Genomic DNA, 18845 nt, shown 5'->3' on the forward strand with positions numbered 1-18845 from the left:
GGTCGTGCCGGGCTCCGGGTCGACGAACCGGATGATGCCGCCGTGCAGGTCGGTGACCCAGCGGGCGATCGCCAGGCCGAGACCGGTGCCGCCACCGCCGTCGGTCGCGTTGAGCGTGCCGAAGGGCTCGAACACCCGCTCGCGGTCCTGCGGCGCGACGCCCGTGCCCTGGTCACGGACCTCGAGCCGGTAGCGGTGCTCGTCGGCGGTCGCGGAGACCGCGACCGTGCCGCCGGCCGGGCTGTGCCGAGCGGCGTTGTCGAGCAGGTTGGCGACCAGCTGCCGCAGCCGCGCCGGGTCGGCGCGCACCACGAGGCCGGCGGGCACCTGGACGTCGTAGGTCACCGGGCGGACCGAGACCCGGGCCTCCTCGACCGCCGCCTCGAGGAGGGGACGCGAGGTCGACGTCCCGCGGGACCAGGGCGGCGCGGCCGGCGTCGACGCGCGCCAGGTCGAGCAGGTCCTCGACCAGGTCGCTCAGCCGCTCGGCCTGGCCCAGCGCGGCCTCGAGCGCGGCCGGGTCGCGGGGCCCGACGCCGTCGGCGAGGTTCTCGAGCACCGCCCGCAGGCCGGCCAGCGGTGTGCGCAGCTCGTGGCTGACGTTGGCGACCAGGTCGCGGCGCTGCTGGTCGACGGTGGCGAGGTCGCGCGCCATCCGGTTGAAGGCGCGGGCCAGCTCGCCGACCTCGTCGGTCGAGGTGTCGGTGACCCGGACCGCGTAGTCGCCGCGCGCCATCCGCCGCGCGGCGGCGGTCATCTCGCGCAGCGGGGCCACCATCCCCACCGCCAGCAGCTGCGTCACCGCGAGGGCCACCACGATGGTGACCGGGATGCTGAGCAGGGCAGGCACGCCGCCGGCGCGGCCGACGCTGGCGACCACCGCGGCGACGGCGACGCTGGCGGCGACCAGCAGCCCGAGCTTGACCTTGAGGGAGCGGACCCGCGCGAGCGGCGTCATGCCGCCCCCGTCCGGCTCGAGGGCGTAGCCGACACCGTGGACGGTGCGCACCCGGTCGGCGCCGATCTTGGCCCGCAGGCCCTTGACATGGCTGTCGACCGTGCGCGTGCCCGACGCACCCGGCCATCCCCACACGTCGGCGAGCAGCCGCTCGCGGGTGACGACGGCTCCCGGGTCGGCGGCGAGGCAGGCGAGCAGGTCGAACTCGGTGGGCGTGAGCCGCACCTCCTCGCCGTCGCGCCACACCCGCCGCGCGGCGTTGTCGATCCGCAACCCGCCGACCTCGATCGGGCGCCGCCCGGCCAGCTCGGCGGCCCGCTCGACGCGGCGCAGCAGCGCCGCCACGCGAGCGGTCAGCTCGCGCATCCGGAACGGCTTGGTGAGGTAGTCGTCCGCACCGACGCCGAGGCCGACGAGGACGTCGGTCTCCTCGTCCCGCGCGGTGAGCATCAGCACCGGCACCGGCCGCTCGGCCTGGATCCGGCGGCACACCTCGTAGCCGTCGAAGCCGGGCAGCATGACGTCGAGCAGCACCAGGTCGGGCGCGTGCCGTGCGAAGGCCTCCACCGCGGCGGGGCCGTCGTACGCGCTGACCACGTCGTAGCCCTCCGCGGCGAGGCGGTCGGCCACTGTCTGGTGGATGACGGGCTCGTCCTCCACCACGAGGACCCGGCGCTGCGTGCTCATGCAGGCAGCGTAGGAGTGGCGACCGGGCGGGACCGGGGACGACTCGTGGAGGTTCTGTGCAGATCGCGGTCCGGCGGCCGCCGTACGCCGTCAGCCCTGGTGGACGTACTCGTCGAGCTGGTCGCGCTCGAACTGCAGCTGGTCGATCTTGTGCTTGACCAGGTCGCCGATGCTCACCAGGCCGACCAGCCGGTCCTCGTCGCAGACCGGGATGTGGCGGAAGCGACCCGTCGTCATCTGGTGCATGACCTCGTCGAGCCCGTCGGTGGGGGGAGCAGGTGGTGATCTCCGAGACCGGCGTCATGATCGCGCCCACCGTGTTGTTGACGACGGTGCCGTCGTGGTGGAGGTGGCGCACCACGTCGCGCTCGCTCACGATGCCGTCGAGCGAGCTGCCGTCGGCACTCACGACGAGGGCGCCGATCTCGTGCTCGGCCAGGGTCGCGATCAGCTCGCGCACGCCGGCGTCAGGGGAGATCGTGACGACGTCCCGGATCTGCTTGGCCTGGAGGACCTCTGCGATGCGCATGGGACGGAGGCTACTCAGTCGCAGCCGCGCCGACTAGGCGTCCGAGCCGTCTGTGGACTCCGTGCCGGTGTCGCCGTCGGCGAGGTCCGTGCCGCGGCGGCGCTGCCGCAGGTCGGAGACCGTGCCGGGGCCGCTCGTGGGCCAGTCGGGGTCGTCCTCCCCGCCGGGAAGGGTGCCGAGGAACGACAGGGCGGCCTCGTGCAGGTGGCCGTTGCTCGCCAGCGCGTTGCCTCCCCACGGACCGTCGCTGCCGTCGAGCGAGGTGAACCGCCCGCCGGCCTCGCGCACGATGATGTCGAGCGCGGCCATGTCGTAGACGTGGAGCTCCGGCTCCGCCGCGACGTCGACGGCCCCCTCGGCGAGCAGCATGTAAGACCAGAAGTCGCCGTAGGCGCGGGTTCGCCACACCCGCCGCATCAGCGCCAGGAAGTCGTCGCCGAGGCCCCGCTCCTCCCAGCCGTGCAGCGAGGAGTAGGAGAGCGACGCGTCCTCGAGGCGGCGGATGTCGGAGACTTCGCAGCGGGTCGCCTTCATCAGCGACTTGCCGGTCCACGCGCCGGAGCCGGCGGACGCCCACCAGCGGCGCTGCAGCTGCGGCGCCGACACGACCCCGAGCACCACCTCGTCGTCGACGGCGAGCGCGATGAGCGTCGCCCAGACGGGGACGCCGCGCACGAAGTTCTTGGTGCCGTCGATCGGGTCGACGATCCACCGGCGCTGCGAGTGCCCCGACGTGCCCTGCTCCTCGCCGGTGATCGCGTCCCTGCTGCGGACCCGGGAGAGCGTGCGCCGGATCGACTCCTCGACCGCCTGGTCGGCGTCGGTCACCGGCGTCAGGTCCGGCTTGCTCATCACGTGCAGGTCGAGCGCGCGGAACCGGGCCTGGGTGAGCGAGTCCGCGTCGTCGGCCAGCAGGTGCGCCAGCCGGAGGTCGTCGGTGTAGTCGGTCGCCACAAGGGCACCCTACGGCGCCCCGCCCGCGAGGACGTGGAGGGACTGTTGCCGCGGACCGAGGTCGTGCAGGATTCAACCATGGAGATCAACGGGCTGCCCCTCCACGCCCTCGTCGTCCACGCCGCGGTCGTGCTGACGCCGCTGACCGCCGTGGCCGCCGTGGTCTACGCCGTTCCGGGGCGGTGGCGCGACGGGTTGCGCTGGCCGGTCGCCGTGGCCGCGGTGGTCGTGGTGCTGGCGGTGTGGACGGCGTACCTCTCCGGCGAACAGCTCGAGGAGGCCAACCAGTACGGCGGTCCCCTCGCCGAGCTGCTGGAGACCCACGAGAGCCGGGCGAACATCCTCCGGTGGGCGACCACCGCGTTCGGAGCGGTCGCCGTGCTCGCCGCCGCACTGCACCGCCGGCGCGGCGTCGCACAGGTCGTGCTCGCGATCGCACTCGCCGCACTGGCGGTGCTGACGCTGGTCTACGCCGTGCTGACCGGGGACGCGGGGGCGCAGATCGCGTGGTACGGGATCAGCGGGTGAGGCGGGTCGCCGGGGGTGGTGGACTCGCGGCGGCACAGGAGGCGCAGATTCATCAAGGTATGTCGGTGAACCTGCGCCTCCCACGGTGGGTACGCCGTGGGAGGCGAGGACTCGCCTACATACCTTGATGAACCTGCGGCTGCCGAGGCCGAGCCGCCCCGAGGCCGAGCCGCCCCGTGGCTCAGCCCGCCCGGCGGATCAGCCGGTCGAACCGCTGCCGCATCAGGGCAGGGTCGTCGTAGTCGCTCCACACGAACCGGATCATCCGGGCTCCCCTGGCCTCGCGCATGGCGTCCTCGCGGACCTTCTCCTGGAACACCGCGTCGCCGGGGTCCTGGCCCGGCTGGAGGAGCCGACCGTACTTCACCCGGCCGTCGAACTCGCCGAGCAGCCCGAACCGCTCCCACCACCAGTCGCTGATGCCGATCAGCGTGCCGTCGGCGTCGCGCACCTCGTGCTGTAGCTCCGGGCAGGGGATCCCGATGCCCTTGAAGCCCCACCTGCCGCGCGACTCGCCGATCGACCCGGACCGGCCGTCGGCCATCCGCACGGGGATCCACAGGTGCCGCATGAACGGCCAGGCCTGGAGCACGCTGAAGCACGCCTCCAGCCGGTCCTGGTCGAACGCGCCGATGCGGAGGCCGCCGTCGAGGAGGCACAGCGCCACCTCGTTCGTCGCCCGCGACCCGGCCTCGAGCACGCACCGCTCCGGCCTGAGCACGAGCTGGCCGTCGACCTCGAGCAGGTCGTCGTCCACCACCACCCCCTCGTGGTGGACGACGTCACCCTCGACCCGGCCGGCACCTCCGTCGAGCCGGGTGACGTGCACCCGGTCGAGCGGGATCCCCCAGACGTCGATGCCGTGGCAGATCACCCCGGAGACGTGGCTCAGCGCCACCGAGTCACCCAGCGACCGGAGCACGGCGCGGCTCCGCACCTTGTGCTGGCCCACCGGGGTGAGCGCTGTCCACTCCGCCGTCAGGGCGTAGAACCCCCGGCGGAACCTGGTCCACTCGCCCTGCCGGACCTTCCGCGCGATGTCGCGGTCGTCGTAGCCGGCCGCTCGTGCCTCGGCCCGGGTGAAGAACCCGCACTCGCGGGTCAGTGCTCGCATCACGTCCATGCCGACGACGCTCGCGCGCACCGGCCGCAACCGCACACGGTCGGGTCGTGCGCTGTGGACAGCCGGCCCGCGGCAAGGGGCCTGTGGACGGTTGCCGGGCCGGTCGAAGCCCACGCACCACGCGCCGCAGATTCATCACGGTATGTCGGCCAGTCCGCGCTTCCCATGGCGTACCCACCGTGGGAGGCGCAGGTTCGTCGACATACCTTGATGAATCTGCGGCAGCCGGGACGCGCGGCAGCCGGGACGCGCGGCAGCCGAGACGCGCGGCACCAGCCGGGGGCCGCGCCGCAGTCGGAGCGGTGGCGCCGACCGCCCCTCAGTACTCCGTCACCGACCGGGCGGCGAGCAGCCGCCGGAAGGACGCGACCCGGTCGGGGTCGGCGGTGCCGGCGGCGAGGGCCTCGTCGAGCCCGCACTCCGGCTCGTCGTCGGCGTGGGTGCAGCCGCGGGGGCAGTCCTCGGTCATCTCGTCGAGGTCGGGGAAGGCCTCGATCAGGTGCTCGGGCTGCACGTGGGCGAGGCCGAAGGAGCGGATCCCGGGGGTGTCGACGATCCACGAGCGCGGCGCCGCCGCACCGGCCCCGCCCGCACCGGCCTCACTCCGACCGACCCCGCTCTCACCGCCCCCACCGGGCATCGGCAGCATCACCGCCGACGTCGACGTGTGCCGGCCACGGCCGGTGACGGCGTTGACCACACCGGTCTCGCGGCCGGCGTCGGGGACGAGCGCGTTGACGAGCGTGGACTTGCCGACGCCGCTGTGGCCGAGGAGCACGCTGACGTGGCCGCGGAGCCGGTCGCGGAGGTCGTCGAGGCCGACGATCCGGTGGTCGGCGTCGCGGTGGGTGACGACCCAGGGCACGCCGAGCGAGGAGTACGTCGACAGCAGCGTCTCCGGGTCGCGCAGGTCGGCCTTGGTGAGGCACAGCAGGGGCGCCAGCCCGGCGTCGAACGCCGCCACGAGCGCCCGGTCGATCAGCCGCGGCCGCGGCTCGGGGTCGGCCAGCGCCGTCACGACGACCAGCTGGGTGGCGTTCGCGACCACCACCCGCTCGACGGGGTCGTCGTCGTCGGCCGTACGACGCAGCACGGTGCTGCGCTCCTCGACCTCGACGATGCGGGCGAGTGAGCCGGGGTCGCCGGTGACGTCGCCCACGACCCGCACCCGGTCGCCCACCACGACCCCCTTGCGCCCGAGCGGCCGGGCCTTCACCGCGGTGACGGTCCGGTCGCCGACGAGGAGGGTGTAGCGGCCGCGGTCGACCGTGACGACGACACCGTCGACGGCGTCGTCGTAGGTCGGGCGCTCCTTCGTGCGGGGACGGGTGCGCCGGCGCGGTCGCTCGTAGTGCTCGACGTCGTGCTCGGTGTACCGCCCCGTCATCGCCGCGCGTCCGTCACATCAGGCGCGACCAGAAGCCGGCGAAGTCGGGGAACGTCTTGCCGGTGGTGGCGACGTCCTCGACGAGCACGCCGGGCACGGCGGCGCCGACGACCACGCCGGCGTGCGCCATCCGGTGGTCGGCGTAGGTGCGGAACACGCCGCCGCGCAGCGATGAGGGACGGATCGAGAGCCCGTCGGGGTGCTCGGTCACGTCGGCGCCGAGCCGGCCGAGCTCGGTGGCGAGGGCCGCCAGCCGGTCGGTCTCGTGGCCGCGGATGTGGGCGATCCCCCGCAGGTAGGTGGGGGTCTGGGCGAGCGCGCAGAGCGCGGCGACGGCCGGCGCGAGCTCACCGACGTCGTGCAGGTCGGCGTCGAGGCCCTGCAACCCCCGCCACCCGCCGTCGGGGCCGGTCACCCGAAGTCCGTCGGCCACCCGCTCGACCGAGCAGCCCATCTGCGCGAGCAGGTCGCGGAGCGCGTCGCCGGCCTGGGTGGTCGCCTCGGGCCAGTCGCGCACCGTCACGGAGCCGCCACTGACCGCGGCCAGGGCGAGGAACGGCGCCGCGTTGGAGAGGTCGGGCTCGATCGCCTCGTCGTACGCCGCGACCGGGCCGGGGGCGACCGCCCACCGGTTCGCGTCGGCGTCGTCGACCGTCACCCCCCGGTCGCGCAGCATCGCCACCGTCATCTCCACGTGGGGAGCGAGGGGATCGGCTTGCCGTCGTGGCGCACGTCGACGCCCTGGTCGAACCGGGCGCCGGCGAGCAGGAGTGCGGACACGAACTGCGACGAGGCGGAGGCGTCGACCACCACCCGGCCGCCCGGCACCCGGCCGTCACCCGCGACGACGAACGGCAGCGAGCCCCGAGCACCGTCGTCGACCCGTACGCCGAGCGTGCGCAGCGCGCCCAGCACCTCGCCGACGGGTCGGTTGCGCATGTGCGGGTCGCCGTCGAACGCGACCGAGCCGCGCACCAGGCCGGCCACCGGCGGCACGAACCGCATCACCGTGCCCGCCAGCCCGCAGTCCACGGCTGCGGTGACCGCTGCGGCGTCCCGGTCGAGCGGCGTCACCGCCCAGTCGGGACCGGAGGTGTCGACTGGCGCCCCGAGCGCCGTGAGCGCCTGCGCCATCAGCAGGGTGTCGCGCGAGCGCAGCGCGCGTCGTACGACTGACGGCCCGTCGGCCAGCGCGGCGAGCACGAGCGCGCGGTTGGTCAGGGGACTTGCTGCCCGGCAGCGTGACGACCGCGTCGACCGGTCCGCTCGCCACCGGCGCCGGCCAGGGGTCGGGGAGCGGGGTGGGGGCGACGGAGGCGGGAGCGCTGTTCATGACGGCCGCAGTCTAGGAGACCGCGGCCGGTCCGCTCCCGGCTCGACCCTCAGGTGAGCCGTCAGGTGAGCTCCGCCTTGACGAGCTTGGCCTCGCGGCGCGCGGAGGAGGCGAGGTGCCCGGCCTCGCGGCGGGCGTCCTTCGCCGCGCGGCGGGCGCGCCACGCCAGCCCGGGCCGGCCCTCGGTGTCGCCGGCGGCGATCACCAGGGCGCCGAGCAGCGAGGCGTCCTTGAAGAACTGCTGCATCTGCTGCTCCCGCCGCTCCTTGTCGGTCTCCTCCCAGAACCGGTGCGTCGCGGCGGTGCTCGGCACCAGCGTCGCGGCGAGCGCGACCGCGGAGAGTCGCGGGAACTTCCCGAGGCCGAGCGCGGCACCGGCGGCGACCTGCACGCCGCCGATGACCCGCACCCACGTCGTCGGGTCCTTGGGGACCGACGCGTCCGGTGCCGCCTGGTGCACGGCCTTCTCGGCGAGCGGCGCGATGCGGTCGGTGACGGGCTGTGCCTGCGGCGCGAGCGCGGCCGCGTTGCGGAGCGCGTGGACCCCGGTCACCACGAAGGCCGAGGCCAGGAGGGGGCGGGCGATCAGTCTGGTGAGGGACATACCTCCTTGCTACCCCAAAGCGTCGCGGCCAACCAGCGCCCGTCGCCGCGGATACGCTGTCGCCATGTGCGGTCGCTATGCCTCGAGCAGGAGCCCGGACGACCTGGCGGAGGAGTTCGAGGTCATCGACCCGCGCCTCGACAAGGTGCTCGACCCCGACTACAACGTGGCGCCCACCAAGGAGGTGTACGCCGTCCTCGAGCGGCCCCCGGCGGACCGGGAGGGGGAGCCCGGTGAGGGGACGGGCGAGCCGGAGCCGGTGCGCCAGCTCCGCGTGCTGCGGTGGGGGCTGGTGCCGTTCTGGGCCAAGGACCCCTCGATCGGCAGCCGGATGATCAACGCGCGGATGGAGACGGTCGCGGAGAAGCCGGCGTTCCGCCGCGCGTTCGCCGCGCGGCGCTGCCTGCTCCCGGCCGACGGCTACTACGAGTGGTATCCCACGCAGCAGAAGGAGAAGGGCAAGCCGGCCAAACAGCCGTTCTTCATCCGGCCCAAGGACGGGTCGGTCCTGGCGATGGCGGGGCTCTACGAGCTGTGGAAGGACCCCACCCGGTCCGACGACGACCCGGAGCGGTGGCGCTGGACGTGCACGGTGCTGACGACCGACGCTCCCGACCACCTGGGCCGGATCCACGACCGGATGCCGCTCCTGGTGACGCCCGAGCGCCGCTCGGCGTGGCTCGACCCGCAGACCCCGAAGGACCGGCTGCTCGACCTGCTGGTGCCGGCGCAGGAGACCGGGCTCGAGGCCTTTCCCGTCGCCCGCGCCGTCGGCAACGTGCGGAACAACGGCCCCGAGCTGGTCGAGCCCGTGCCGTTCGAGGAGACGCTCCTGGCGGCGGAGGGGCACGTCCGGTGACGTCCGAGGAGCGGCTCGTCCCCACGCCCGTCGGCGAGGGGCGGCTGGTCACCCACCGGGCCCGGCGCCCGATCGCAACCCTGCTGCTCAGCCACGGGGCCGGCGGTGGGATCGAGGCGCGGGACCTGGTGGCGCTGGCGCAGACCCTGCCCCGGCAGGGGGTCACCGTCATGCTCTTCGAGCAGCCGTGGCGGCGGGCCGGACGGCGGATCGCCACACCGCCGCCGACGCTCGACGCCGGGCTCCGCGCGGCGGCCGACACGATCCGGGTGCGCACGCCCCTGGTGGTGGGCGGCCGCTCGGCGGGTGCCCGCTCGGGCGCCCGGTGTGCCAAGGCGCTGGGCGCGACCGGCTGCCTGGCCCCTCTCGTTCCCGCTGCACCCGCCGGGGAGGCCGGAGAGGTCGCGGCTCGCCGAGCTCGAGGAGACCCGGGTGCCGACGCTGGTCGTGCAGGGTGCGAACGACCCGATGGGGCGACCGGAGGAGCTCCCCGACCTGTCCCACGTCGACCTCGCCGTGGTGCCGGACGCCGACCACGGCCTGGCGGTGCCGAAGCGGGCCTCGATCAGCCAGGACGAGGCGATGGAGATCGTCGTCGAGTGCACGCTCGAGTGGGTCGTCCGCGAGGTCGCGGGCTGACCGCGACCGGTGCCCGCCGATCCCGCCGGCCCGGGAATGAGGACGCCGGGCGCGCGGTTGTGGAGGACATGAACGCCGTCCTCGAACGCCCCGAGCGGGTCGACGTAGGCTGGGAGGCGATGACAGAGACCTCCGACCTCGACCTGGCAGCTGCCGACGAGCCCGTCGACCTCGCGACCGAGACGCCCGAGGAGCGGGCGGCGCGGTTCGAGCGCGACGCGCTGCCGTTCCTCGACCAGCTCTACTCCGCGGCGATGCGGATGACCCGCAACCCCGCGGACGCGGAGGACCTGGTGCAGGAGACCTTCGCGAAGGCCTACTCGGCCTTCCACCAGTTCAAGCCGGGCACCAACCTCAAGGCCTGGCTCTACCGGATCCTCACCAACACCTTCATCAACACCTACCGGAAGAAGCAGCGCCAGCCGCAGCAGTCCCTGAGCACCGACTCCGGGGACGTGGAGGACTGGCAGCTCGCCCGCGCGGAGTCGCACACGTCGAGCGGGCTGAAGTCGGCGGAGATGGAGGCGCTCGAGCACCTTCCCGACAGCCAGGTCAAGGACGCCCTCCAGCGGCTCCCGGAGGAGTTCCGGCTGGCGGTCTACCTCGCCGACGTCGAGGGATTCGCCTACAAGGAGATCGCCGAGATCATGGAAACGCCGATCGGGACGGTGATGTCCCGGCTCCACCGCGGCCGGCGCCAGCTGCGCGACATGCTCTCCGACTACGTCCGCTCCGGCGGCGACGCGCCCGTCGAGGGAGGCCGCTGATGAGCCACGAGCACGGCCGTCCCGGCCAGCACACCGACGAGGAGTGCGTCGACTTCCTCGAGCGCATCGTCCGGCTGATCGACAACGAGCTCGAGGAGGGGGAGTGTGCGGTCGTCCGCGCCCACCTCGAGGGCTGCAACCCCTGCCTGGAGCGCTACGACCTGCAGCGCACCGTGAAGGCGCTCGTCGCCCGCTCCTGCTCGGAGAAGGCGCCGGCCGACCTGCGGGAGAAGGTCCGGGTGCAGATCCAGGCGGTGCAGGTCCGGATCACCGAGGGCTGAGCCCCGGCGCCCGCCGAGGGCGGAGTCCTCAGGAGACGAGCGAGCCCCCGCGACCAGTGGTCCGGGGGCTCGGTCACAGCCGTGCTCAGCTGTTGGGGCGCTTGCCGTGGTTGGCGCCCTTCTTGCGGCGCGCGCGGCGCTTGCGGCCGGTCTTGCCCATGGTTCCTCCTGGAAGTCGAGAGACAGGACAGTCTCTCAGGTCGGCCGGGTCAACCCGAAATCCGGCCCAGGAAGCGAGCGGCGTCGACGACGACCCGGGTGACCTCCCCCGCTGCCGACGAGCGCGCCGGGCCCGTCGGGGCCGAGGTTGCGGGCGGCGACGGAGAACCGGCGCAGCCGGCCGTCGGCGTACGCCAGTCGTGCGGTCACCTCGACCCGCTGCCCGACCGCGCTCGGCGCGAGGTGCTCGAGCTGCACCCGGGTGCCGACGCTGGTCTCGCCGTCGGCGAGGACCGGGTCGATCGCCGCGCAGGTGGCCGCCTCGCACCACGCCAGCAGCCGCGGCGTGCCCAGCACCGGGAGGCTGCCGGAGCCGACCGCGACCGCGGTGTCGGCGTCGGTGACGGTGAACTCGAGGGCCGCCTCGGTCGAGGGGGTCTGGGTCATCGGCGCCGCGCCTCAGATGCCGAACGTGTTGCGCGGGTAGGCCGCGTCGACGTCGGTGATCACGTTGACGAGGTACGGCGTCCCCGCGGCGAACGCCCGGTCGAGCGCCGGCCCGATCTGGCGGGGGGTCGGTCACGGTCTCGCCGGCGCCGCCGAGCGCCTTGACGACCTCGTCGTAGGCGGTGCGGGGGCGCGAGGTCGGCCGCGACGTCGTAGCCGTAGAGCATCTGCATCGGACCCTTCTCCAGGCCCCACGCGGAGTTGTTGCCCATGACCATCACGACCGGCAGCCGGTGCCGCACGAGGGTGTCGACGTCCATCAGCGAGAACCCGGCGGCGCCGTCGCCGAGCAGCAGCACCACCTGTGAGGACGGACGCGCGATCCGGGCGGCGATCGCGGCGCCCAGGCCGGCGCCCAGGCAGCCGTAGGGACCGGGGTCGAGCCAGCAGCCGGGGCGCCGCGGCTCGACGTACTTGCCGGCGAAGGAGACGAAGTCGCCGCCGTCGCCGATGACGACCGCGTCGTCGGCCAGACGGGGGACCAGCTCGCCGTAGATCCGGGCGGGGTGGACGGGGTCGGCCTCGGCGCCGAGCAGCTCGCGGTCGCGGGCGGTGGCGGCGGCGACCGTGTCCTGCAGCCCGGAGACCCAGGCCGACCAGTCGGGTCGGCTGCCGCGGTCCAGGGCGGCGAGCAGGCCGTCGAACACCGACGTCAGGTCGCCGGAGACGGCGCCCGCGAGGGCGGCGTGGGTCGAGACCTGGTCGGCGGCGTCGGCGACGTGGACGACCTTCGCCGGCTCCGCACCGTCCTTGCCGCCGAACACCCCGTAGCCGAGCCGGAAGTCCAGGGGCGTGCCGACCACGACCACCAGGTCGGCCCCGCCGAGCGCGGCGCTGCGGGCCTTGGTGACCAGCAGCGGATGGCCGCCGGGCACGACGCCGCGGCCCATGCCGTTGGTGATCGCGGGCACGCCGGCGGTCTCGACGAAGCGCAGCGCGGCCTCCTCGGCGCGGTCGGCCCAGACGTCGGTGCCGAGGATCATCACCGGCTGCCGGGCGGCGGCGAGCAGGCCGGCGATCCGCTCGAGCGCATCGGAGTCGGGCTCCGCGCCGCGTCCCGCAGCGGCGCCGACCGTCGGCACCCGGCCGGTGCCCTGGTTGAAGAACTCGTCCATCGGGACGTCGACGTACGCCGGGCCACGGTGCGACGACCGGGCGGCGAGGAACGCCTCGTCGAACCCGGCGGCGACGTCGCCGGCGGTCGGCAGCGTCCGGGCGAGCTTGGTGATGGTCTCGACGATCGGCAGGTGGTCGATCTCCTGCAACGCGCCGGCGCCCCAGCGGTTGTTGGGAGCGCGGCCGCCGACGACCACCATCGGGGAGCCGGCGAACCTCGCCTGGGCCAGGGCGCTCGCGCCGTTGGTCACGCCGGGACCGGCGGTGAGCACCGCGAGGCCGGGGACGCGGGTGAGCTTGCCGGTCGCCTCCGCCGCGAACGCCGCGGTCTGCTCGTGCCGGACGTCGAGCAGCCGCATCGGCGGGTCGGCCTTCACCGCGCCGTCGTACATCGGGGAACACGTGCGCCCCCGAGAGCGTGAACATCGTCTCCACGCCGTGGGCACGGGCGACGGCCACCGCGAGCTCGCCGGCGTGGCCGGAGAGCTCGGTCGCGGTGCCGGCGGGGGACTCGTCGGTCGAGGTCATGAGGGCACCGTACCGAGATCGGTCAGTGCTGGGGCGGTGGGTCGGCGCGGTGGTGGGACGGGCCGAGGTACGCCGGGTGGGCGCGGCGCAGGTGGGTGACCAGGGTCAGCAGCAGGTCGGACCGGTCCGGCGGCTGCTCGGGGCCGAGCGCGACCTGGAGGTAGAGCGAGCGGAGGAACGCCGCCGGGTTGCCGGTGTGCACGTAGACGTCGCGCTCCCCGGGCGGCGTCGGCCGCCGGCGGGCCGCGTCGCCGATGCGCTCCAGCCACGGCTCGACCAGGTCCTGCGGCACCAGCCCGCGGCGCAGCACCTGCAGCGCGGTCAGGGCGAGCCGGTCCGGCTCGCCGGCGGTCCAGACCCGGTCGGGCACGCGGAGCACCCGCTCACCGATCACGTCGAGGACGACGAGCAGCTCGCCCGCCCCGCAGTGCTGCGACCGGGCCAGCGCACCGAGCGCGTCGGCGCCGTGGGCGATGGCGTGCGCCCAGCCCTTCCCGGGCACGAACCCCCGCTCGTCGCGCTCGGCGAGGAACCAGGTGGCGAGCCGGTCGCCCCACTCCAGGACCTTGCCCCGGGGCACCAGCGGCCGCCGGGCGTCGCGGGCGATGATGTCGGCCAGCACCAGCGCGGAGAAGCTGCGGCGGAACACGGTGTCGGTGCCCGACTCGCCGATGCCGGTGAGCAGCCCGGTCGCGATGCCGTCGCCGAGGCCCGGCAGCAGGTCGTCGTAGACGCCGCGCTCGACCCAGGTGCAGATGACCTCGAGCGCGACCTCGTCGCGCAGCTTGGGGTCGGGGCTGCCGAGGAGCTCGGTGAGCTCGGCGGTGAGGTCGGACAGCGGCCGGTCCCGGGGCACCTCGAAGCCGGCGGCGGACACGTGGTGCCAGTCGACCGGAGGGCGCATGGGCTCATCCTGCCAAACCTGGCGCCGCCCACTACCGTGAACCCGTGCCGTCCCTGTCCACCGTCGTCCGGCGCCACACCGATCTCGACGCGGACGACGTCGTCTGGCTCCAGCTGCTGCTGGCCGACTGGCAGATCATCGCCGACCTCTCCTTCGCCGACCTCGTGCTGTGGCTGCCCGACCGGGAGGGCGCCGGGTTCTGGGCCGGCGGCCAGATGCGGCCGACCACCGGACCGACGGCGTACGTCGACGACGTGGTCGGCACGTTCGTGCCCACGGGCAAGCGGCCCCTCGTCGACGCCGCGTTCGCGCAGGGCCGGATCGCGCGCGAGGGAGACCCGGAGTGGCGCGACGAGGTGCCGGTGCGGGTCGAGGCGATCCCGGTCCGCCGCGGCGACCGGGTGATCGCGGTGGTCGCCCGCAACACCAACCTGCTCGGGGTGCGGACGCCGAGCCGGCTCGAGATCTCCTACCTGCAGACCGCCGGGGACCTGACCAAGATGATCGCCTCGGGCCACTTCCCGGAGCCCGGGCAGCGCAGCGACCACGCCGACTCCCCGCGGGTCGGCGACGGCTTCCTGCGCGTCGACGCCGCCGGCCGGGTGGTCTACGCCAGCCCCAACGCGCTGTCGGTCTACCGCAAGCTCGGCCTCACCGGCGACCTCGCCGGCCACGTCGTCGCCGACCTGACCCGCGAGCTGGTGCCGCCGCGCAAGCGGCCCGACGAGGAGACGCTGAGCGCGGTGCTGGGCGCCCGCGCCCACCGCGACACCGAGATCGGCTCGGGCGACGTGGCCCTCATCGTGCGCTCGATCCCGCTCCGGCCCGAGGGCCACCACATCGGCGGCCTGATCCTGCTCCGCGACGTCACCGAGCTGCGGCGTCGCGACCGGGAGCTGGTCACCAAGGACGCGACGATCCGCGAGATCCACCACCGGGTGAAGAACAACCTGCAGACGGTCGCGGCCCTGCTCCGGCTGCAGGCGCGCCGGATCGACTCGCCGGAGGCGACGACCGCGCTGGAGGAGGCGGTTCGCCGGGTCGGATCGATCGCGATCGTCCACGAGACCCTCAGCCAGGCGGTCGAGGAGACGGTCGACTTCGACGACATCGCCGACCGGCTCGCGCGGCTGGTGACCGACGTCGGGCTGGCGCCGGTGCGGGTGCGCCGCGAGGGACGGTTCGGGCTCCTGCAGTCCGACCAGGCCACCGCGCTGGCGATGGTGGTCACCGAGCTGCTGCAGAACGCGGTCGAGCACGGCTACCCCGGCGACGGCGGCCGGGAGGGGGAGATCGTGCTGCGGGTCGAGCGGCACGGCGGCCGGTTGGCCGTGGTGGTCGACGACGACGGCTCGGGGCTGCCCGAGGGGTTCGAGCTCGACAGCTCACCCAGCCTGGGGCTGTCCATCGTCAAGACCCTCGTCGAGTCCGAGCTCGGTGGCCACCTGCAGCTCGGCCGGTCGCCGCTGGGCGGCACCCGGGCCGACGTCTCGCTGCCGCTGGACGGGCCGGACTGAGACCGGAGTGACGGGAGGTGGCCGGACGGGTCACGACCGCTCGAACGGACGCTGCGAGTGCGCTCTCAGACGTTGGTGCGGACGCGGGCCCGGGCGTTGCGCCGCTTCAGCGCGCGCCGCTCGTCCTCGCTCAGGCCTCCCCAGACGCCGTGGTCCTGCCCCGCCTCGAGAGCCCACGCGAGACACTGCTCGCGCACCTCGCAGCGACGGCACACCTGCTTGGCCTCCTCGATCTGGAGGATGGCCGGACCGGTGTTGCCGATCGGGAAGAACAGCTCCGGATCCTCGTCGAGGCATGCGGAACGGTGACGCCAATCCATGGGTGGGGGATTCCCTCTTTCTGATGCGTGCAGGCCGTGACCAGGCTGTGGCTGCGCCCACCGGCCTGCGGGCGCGACAAGGACCGCAAAAGTGAACGGTTTCACGATCGCCCCTCCAGGGTTCCAAGGAAAGGCTTTCGAATCAAGGATTTCTGGTGGTCGGTTGGGTCACAACCCAGGGCCGGTACCCCGTCCTGACGATCCGAGACCTACGATTGCCGGTCGTGTCCGACGCACCGAGTCCCGGGCGGGTCCCGCCGCCGCTGACCGTCGCCGCCTCCTTGGTCGGCGTCGAGGGCGCGGTGCTCACGCTGCTCGGTGTGGCGGAGCTCGCCAACGTCTCGACGGAGCGGCTCGGCCTGGGGCTGTCGACGGCGGCCTTCTTCACGGCGTACGGCGTCGTGCTGCTCGCCGCGGCCGTCGGGCTGTTCCGCCGGGCGGGCTGGTCGCGCGGCCCGACGCTCTTCACCCAGCTGGTCTGGCTGGGGCTCGCCTGGAACCTCCGCGAGCACACGCTGGTCGCCGTGCTGCTCGCGGCGACCGCCGTGGTGGTGCTGGTCGGGCTGCTGCACCGCGACTCGATCGCGGCCCTGTCACCGGGACCGCCGGACGAGCCCGACCCGACCTGAGCGGCACCGGCCGGTCCGGCACGCGCCGGTCGGCCAGGCAGGCGTCAGGCGTCGGTCTCGAGCGACGTGCGGAGCTGCTCCAGCGTGCGGCTGAGCAGGCGCGAGACGTGCATCTGCGACACGCCGATCTCGGCGGCGATCTGCGACTGGGTCATGTTCTTGAAGAACCGCAGCAGCAGGATCTTCTTCTCCCGTGGCGGCAGGCTCTCGAGCAGCGGCTTCACCGACTCGCGGATCTCCACGTGCGCCAATCCGGCGTCGTCGACCCCGATCGCGTCGAGCATGCTCTGGCCGCCGTCCTCGGAGTCGTCGCCCGCGTCGAGCGACAGCGTCGCGTAGGCGTTGCTCGACTCGATGCCCTCGACGATCTCCTCGACCGAGCACCCGACCGCCTCGGCGATCTCGCGCGGCGTCGGGGACCGGCCCAGCGTCTGCGTGAGCTCCGCGGTCGCCGACGCGATCTGCATCCGCAGCTCCTGGAGCCGGCGGGGCACCCGGATCGCCCAGCCCTTGTCCCGGAAGTGCCGCTTGATCTCGCCGATGATCGTCGGCGTCGCATAGGTCGAGAACTCCACGCCGCGCGCGATGTCGAACCGGTCGACCGCCTTGATCAGCCCGATCGTGCCGACCTGGACCAGGTCCTCGAACGGCTCGCCCCGGTTGCGGAACCGGCGCGCGCAGTGCTCCACCAGCGGGAGGTTGTTGGCGACCAGCTCCTCCCGCGCGGTCCGGCGCTCCTCCTCGGAGATGCTCGGCCGGTCGAGGATCGCGAACAGCACCGCGTTGCGGTTGCGGGCGTCCTCGGTGGTGGGCGGGTCGGCCAGCAGCTCGAGCAGCTCGGCATCGAGTGGCGCCCCGCCACCGCGGGAGTTGACCGAGGTCATGTCAGAGACCGGCTCCGTCGGCGGCGACGGGGTCGATCGACGAGGTCAGCGTGAGCGACACGGCGTAGCGGCCGGGGACGGCCTCGACCCGGGCGTCGCTGGTGAGGGTCGTGAGCACCTGCCAGCCGAAGCTCTCGTAGTCGGGCGGGGTCGGCGAGGAGGAGGTGGTGGCGACGCGGAGGGTGAGCTCACCCGGGTTCATCCGGAACTCGCAGACCAGGTCGACACCCTGGTCGGCCTCGGCCAGCACCATCGCGACCGCCTCGCTGACCGCGATCCGCAGGTCCTCGATGTCGTCCATCGTGAAGTCGAGGCGGGCGGCGAGGCTCGCGGTCAGGGTGCGCAGCACCGACGCGAACGCCCCGTCGGCCGGCAGCCGCAGCTCGACGTCGGACCGGGCGCGCAGAGTGCGGACCGTGGCGCTGCTCTCGGACATGCAGATCCTCCTGCTGGTCGCTGACGGTCGCCAGCCTAGACGAAGCACCGGCTCCCACAGACGGCAGTGGCCGTGCCCCACGAGGGACACGGCCACCGACGGGAGCGCCGAGCTTCTCAGCCCTGCTGTGCTGGATTGCAGGGCCGAGCTCCGCGGCGCAGAGGTCGCGGCTGCTTCACGGCCGTCGGCCCGCAGCCGCTCCGCTCAGCCCTGCAGTCCTGATGGCAGGGCCGAGCTCCGCGGCGCAGCGGTCGCGGCTGCTTCACGGCCGTCGGCCCGCAGCCGCTCCGCTCAGCCCTGCTTCGTCTCCCAGAAGATCTTCGCGATCTCGTCGATCTTCGCCAGGAGCTGGTCGGCGACCTCGACGTCGAAGACGGCCTTGGTGCCGCCACCGCCGCCGGCGAGCTTGGTGGCCTCGTTGACCAGCTGGTGGAGCTGCGGGTACTTCTCGAAGTGCGGCGGCTTGAAGTAGTCGGTCCACAGCACCCAGAGGTGGTGCTTGACCAGGTCGGAGCGCTGCTCCTTGATGATCGCCGCACGGATGCGGAAGTCGGGGTCGTCGTTGTCGGCCACCTTCTGGCAGATGGCCTTGACCGACTCGGCCTCGATCCGGGCCTGCGCGGGGTCGTAGACGCCGCAGGGCAGGTCGCAGTGCGCGGAGACCTCGATGGTGGGGGCGAAGAGACGCGAGAACATGCGGGTCCTCTCTGAGTCGCGTGACGGACGAGGAAGCTGGTTCCTCCTGACTGCGACACTACTCGTCGTGGGTGCACCGAGGAACGAGGGTCGCGGGTCGGTCACGGCCGTCCGCCGCCCGTTGCTGCCGCTCGGCATGGCCGTCGTCCGCGGCGAGTCGATGCGCCCGACGCTGGACCCCGGCGACCGCCTGCTCGTGCGCTACGGCCGGCCGCCCCGGCCGGGGAGGTCGTGGTGGCCCGGTTCGCCGACGGCACCGTCGCGGTCAAGCGGGCCCACGAACGGCGGCCGGAGGGGTGGTGGCTGCTCGGCGACCGGCCCGCGGCCAGCACCGACTCACGGCACCGCGGCGCCGTGCCGGAGAGCGACGTCCTCGCGGTGGTCGTCGCCCGGCTGTGGCCGCGCCCGCGGCGGCGGATCCGACCGGTCCGGCGTCGCCGGACGGTGTGACCAGCGCCACCCCGGAAGGCGGCGGCACGCGAGCCCGCTGTGGAAGAATC

At 73.8% G+C, this 18845-nt stretch carries 21 protein-coding genes and 4 pseudogenes; 9 read left to right on the forward strand and 16 right to left on the reverse strand.

What is annotated here, in order from left to right; all coding sequences use genetic code 11:
* Positions 1-27: 27 nt before the first annotated feature.
* From MF408_RS18220 to MF408_RS18235, 5 genes and pseudogenes are all read right to left on the reverse strand, one after another.
* Positions 28-288 (reverse strand): annotated as a pseudogene (locus MF408_RS18220) (sensor histidine kinase); the annotation flags it as partial.
* Entirely contained in the window at positions 173-1645 is a 1473-nt protein-coding gene (locus MF408_RS18225; protein WP_240248872.1) for a response regulator, read from the reverse strand. The pseudogene MF408_RS18220 and the gene MF408_RS18225, both read right to left, overlap by 116 nt.
* Positions 1646-1735: 90 nt before the next feature.
* Positions 1736-1891 (reverse strand): CBS domain-containing protein, encoded by a 156-nt coding sequence (locus tag MF408_RS27075; protein WP_345893764.1) that lies wholly within the window; start codon positions 1889-1891, stop codon positions 1736-1738.
* Positions 1892-2048: 157 nt separating this feature from the next.
* Positions 2049-2174: pseudogene (locus tag MF408_RS27080) on the reverse strand (histidine kinase); the annotation flags it as partial.
* Positions 2175-2207: 33 nt separating this feature from the next.
* Positions 2208-3128 carry an inositol monophosphatase family protein gene (locus MF408_RS18235; RefSeq protein ID WP_240248873.1) on the reverse strand — a complete coding sequence of 307 codons (921 nt, stop codon included), beginning with the start codon at positions 3126-3128 and terminating at the stop codon, positions 2208-2210.
* A gap of 78 nt (positions 3129-3206) precedes the next feature.
* Here MF408_RS18235 and MF408_RS18240 point away from each other — a divergent pair, with 78 nt between their 5' ends.
* The gene (locus tag MF408_RS18240; RefSeq protein ID WP_240248874.1) at positions 3207-3656 is read left to right on the forward strand and encodes a DUF2231 domain-containing protein; all 450 of its coding nucleotides are present in this window, start codon (positions 3207-3209) and stop codon (positions 3654-3656) included.
* Positions 3657-3837: 181 nt separating this feature from the next.
* Here MF408_RS18240 and MF408_RS18245 read toward each other — a convergent pair whose 3' ends face one another.
* From MF408_RS18245 to MF408_RS18260, 4 genes and pseudogenes are all read right to left on the reverse strand, one after another.
* Entirely contained in the window at positions 3838-4800 is a 963-nt protein-coding gene (locus tag MF408_RS18245) for a type IV toxin-antitoxin system AbiEi family antitoxin domain-containing protein (RefSeq protein WP_240248875.1), read from the reverse strand.
* 298 nt (positions 4801-5098) lie between these two features.
* Positions 5099-6166 (reverse strand): ribosome small subunit-dependent GTPase A, encoded by a 1068-nt coding sequence (locus tag MF408_RS18250; protein WP_240248876.1) that lies wholly within the window; start codon positions 6164-6166, stop codon positions 5099-5101.
* A gap of 13 nt (positions 6167-6179) precedes the next feature.
* A pseudogene (gene aroA / locus MF408_RS18255) lies at positions 6180-7499 on the reverse strand (3-phosphoshikimate 1-carboxyvinyltransferase).
* 61 nt (positions 7500-7560) lie between these two features.
* Positions 7561-8103, reverse strand: coding sequence for a DoxX family protein (locus MF408_RS18260; RefSeq protein ID WP_240248877.1), 543 nt, complete (start codon positions 8101-8103; stop codon positions 7561-7563).
* Between the two features lie 64 nt (positions 8104-8167).
* Between MF408_RS18260 and MF408_RS18265 the strand changes: the two genes are divergently transcribed.
* From MF408_RS18265 to rsrA, 5 genes and pseudogenes are all read left to right on the forward strand, one after another.
* Positions 8168-8962, forward strand: coding sequence for an SOS response-associated peptidase (locus MF408_RS18265; RefSeq protein ID WP_240248878.1), 795 nt, complete (start codon positions 8168-8170; stop codon positions 8960-8962).
* Between the two features lie 128 nt (positions 8963-9090).
* Positions 9091-9252: pseudogene (locus MF408_RS27085) on the forward strand (hydrolase); the annotation flags it as partial.
* A gap of 37 nt (positions 9253-9289) precedes the next feature.
* Positions 9290-9601 (forward strand): alpha/beta family hydrolase, encoded by a 312-nt coding sequence (locus tag MF408_RS18270; RefSeq protein ID WP_345893956.1) that lies wholly within the window; start codon positions 9290-9292, stop codon positions 9599-9601.
* 119 nt (positions 9602-9720) lie between these two features.
* A complete protein-coding gene (locus MF408_RS18275) occupies positions 9721-10368 on the forward strand; it encodes a sigma-70 family RNA polymerase sigma factor (RefSeq protein WP_240252025.1) in 648 nt (215 codons plus the stop codon).
* Positions 10368-10649: a mycothiol system anti-sigma-R factor gene (gene rsrA / locus MF408_RS18280; RefSeq protein WP_240248880.1), complete on the forward strand. Its 282-nt coding sequence runs from the start codon at positions 10368-10370 to the stop codon at positions 10647-10649. The genes MF408_RS18275 and rsrA overlap by 1 nt, the downstream gene beginning before the upstream one ends.
* Before the next feature lie 195 nt (positions 10650-10844).
* On the opposite strand, the gene MF408_RS18285 is transcribed toward rsrA, so the two are convergent.
* The 3 genes from MF408_RS18285 to MF408_RS18300 form a co-directional block, all read right to left on the reverse strand.
* On the reverse strand, positions 10845-11255 hold the full coding sequence (locus MF408_RS18285) for a hotdog domain-containing protein (protein WP_240248881.1): 411 nt from the start codon (positions 11253-11255) through the stop codon (positions 10845-10847).
* A gap of 59 nt (positions 11256-11314) precedes the next feature.
* Complete coding sequence (locus MF408_RS18290) at positions 11315-12808, reverse strand: acetolactate synthase (RefSeq protein ID WP_240248882.1); 1494 nt, start codon at positions 12806-12808, stop codon at positions 11315-11317.
* Positions 12809-12981: 173 nt separating this feature from the next.
* The gene (locus MF408_RS18300) at positions 12982-13863 is read right to left on the reverse strand and encodes a DUF2785 domain-containing protein (protein WP_275693221.1); all 882 of its coding nucleotides are present in this window, start codon (positions 13861-13863) and stop codon (positions 12982-12984) included.
* Between the two features lie 44 nt (positions 13864-13907).
* Between MF408_RS18300 and MF408_RS18305 the strand changes: the two genes are divergently transcribed.
* Entirely contained in the window at positions 13908-15380 is a 1473-nt protein-coding gene (locus tag MF408_RS18305) for a PAS domain-containing sensor histidine kinase (RefSeq protein ID WP_240248883.1), read from the forward strand.
* A gap of 65 nt (positions 15381-15445) precedes the next feature.
* Here MF408_RS18305 and MF408_RS18310 read toward each other — a convergent pair whose 3' ends face one another.
* Positions 15446-15700: a WhiB family transcriptional regulator gene (locus MF408_RS18310; protein ID WP_240248885.1), complete on the reverse strand. Its 255-nt coding sequence runs from the start codon at positions 15698-15700 to the stop codon at positions 15446-15448.
* Positions 15701-15924: 224 nt separating this feature from the next.
* Between MF408_RS18310 and MF408_RS18315 the strand changes: the two genes are divergently transcribed.
* Entirely contained in the window at positions 15925-16329 is a 405-nt protein-coding gene (locus MF408_RS18315) for a hypothetical protein (RefSeq protein WP_240248887.1), read from the forward strand.
* Between the two features lie 44 nt (positions 16330-16373).
* Here MF408_RS18315 and MF408_RS18320 read toward each other — a convergent pair whose 3' ends face one another.
* The 3 genes from MF408_RS18320 to sodN form a co-directional block, all read right to left on the reverse strand.
* Positions 16374-17213: an RNA polymerase sigma factor SigF gene (locus MF408_RS18320; RefSeq protein WP_240248888.1), complete on the reverse strand. Its 840-nt coding sequence runs from the start codon at positions 17211-17213 to the stop codon at positions 16374-16376.
* A 1-nt stretch (position 17214) separates the two neighbouring features.
* Positions 17215-17649 carry an anti-sigma factor gene (locus MF408_RS18325; protein WP_240248889.1) on the reverse strand — a complete coding sequence of 145 codons (435 nt, stop codon included), beginning with the start codon at positions 17647-17649 and terminating at the stop codon, positions 17215-17217.
* A 291-nt stretch (positions 17650-17940) separates the two neighbouring features.
* Entirely contained in the window at positions 17941-18345 is a 405-nt protein-coding gene (gene sodN / locus MF408_RS18330) for a superoxide dismutase, Ni (protein WP_240248890.1), read from the reverse strand.
* A 231-nt stretch (positions 18346-18576) separates the two neighbouring features.
* On the opposite strand from sodN, the gene MF408_RS18335 reads away from it, so the two are divergent.
* Complete coding sequence (locus MF408_RS18335) at positions 18577-18795, forward strand: S26 family signal peptidase (RefSeq protein WP_240248891.1); 219 nt, start codon at positions 18577-18579, stop codon at positions 18793-18795.
* Positions 18796-18845: the final 50 nt, after the last annotated feature.

It is taken from the genome of Nocardioides sp. TF02-7 (assembly GCF_022437945.1).
Classification (GTDB): domain Bacteria; phylum Actinomycetota; class Actinomycetes; order Propionibacteriales; family Nocardioidaceae; genus Nocardioides.

What these genes read in the sequence shown, in the direction of transcription:
- MF408_RS18310 (WP_240248885.1), bottom strand. Translation starts at nt 15,700, where the DNA reads ATGGATTGGCGTCACCGTTCCGCATGCCTCGACGAGGATCCGGAGCTG.
- MF408_RS18325 (WP_240248889.1), bottom strand. Translation starts at nt 17,649, where the DNA reads ATGTCCGAGAGCAGCGCCACGGTCCGCACTCTGCGCGCCCGGTCCGAC.
- MF408_RS18265 (WP_240248878.1), top strand. Translation starts at nt 8,168, where the DNA reads ATGTGCGGTCGCTATGCCTCGAGCAGGAGCCCGGACGACCTGGCGGAG.
- MF408_RS18260 (WP_240248877.1), bottom strand. Translation starts at nt 8,103, where the DNA reads ATGTCCCTCACCAGACTGATCGCCCGCCCCCTCCTGGCCTCGGCCTTC.
- sodN (WP_240248890.1), bottom strand. Translation starts at nt 18,345, where the DNA reads ATGTTCTCGCGTCTCTTCGCCCCCACCATCGAGGTCTCCGCGCACTGC.
- MF408_RS18225 (WP_240248872.1), bottom strand. Translation starts at nt 1,645, where the DNA reads ATGAGCACGCAGCGCCGGGTCCTCGTGGTGGAGGACGAGCCCGTCATC.
- MF408_RS18320 (WP_240248888.1), bottom strand. Translation starts at nt 17,213, where the DNA reads ATGACCTCGGTCAACTCCCGCGGTGGCGGGGCGCCACTCGATGCCGAG.
- MF408_RS18275 (WP_240252025.1), top strand. Translation starts at nt 9,721, where the DNA reads ATGACAGAGACCTCCGACCTCGACCTGGCAGCTGCCGACGAGCCCGTC.
- MF408_RS18250 (WP_240248876.1), bottom strand. Translation starts at nt 6,166, where the DNA reads ATGACGGGGCGGTACACCGAGCACGACGTCGAGCACTACGAGCGACCG.
- MF408_RS27075 (WP_345893764.1), bottom strand. Translation starts at nt 1,891, where the DNA reads ATGCACCAGATGACGACGGGTCGCTTCCGCCACATCCCGGTCTGCGAC.
- MF408_RS18300 (WP_275693221.1), bottom strand. Translation starts at nt 13,863, where the DNA reads ATGCGCCCTCCGGTCGACTGGCACCACGTGTCCGCCGCCGGCTTCGAG.
- MF408_RS18240 (WP_240248874.1), top strand. Translation starts at nt 3,207, where the DNA reads ATGGAGATCAACGGGCTGCCCCTCCACGCCCTCGTCGTCCACGCCGCG.
- MF408_RS18285 (WP_240248881.1), bottom strand. Translation starts at nt 11,255, where the DNA reads ATGACCCAGACCCCCTCGACCGAGGCGGCCCTCGAGTTCACCGTCACC.
- rsrA (WP_240248880.1), top strand. Translation starts at nt 10,368, where the DNA reads ATGAGCCACGAGCACGGCCGTCCCGGCCAGCACACCGACGAGGAGTGC.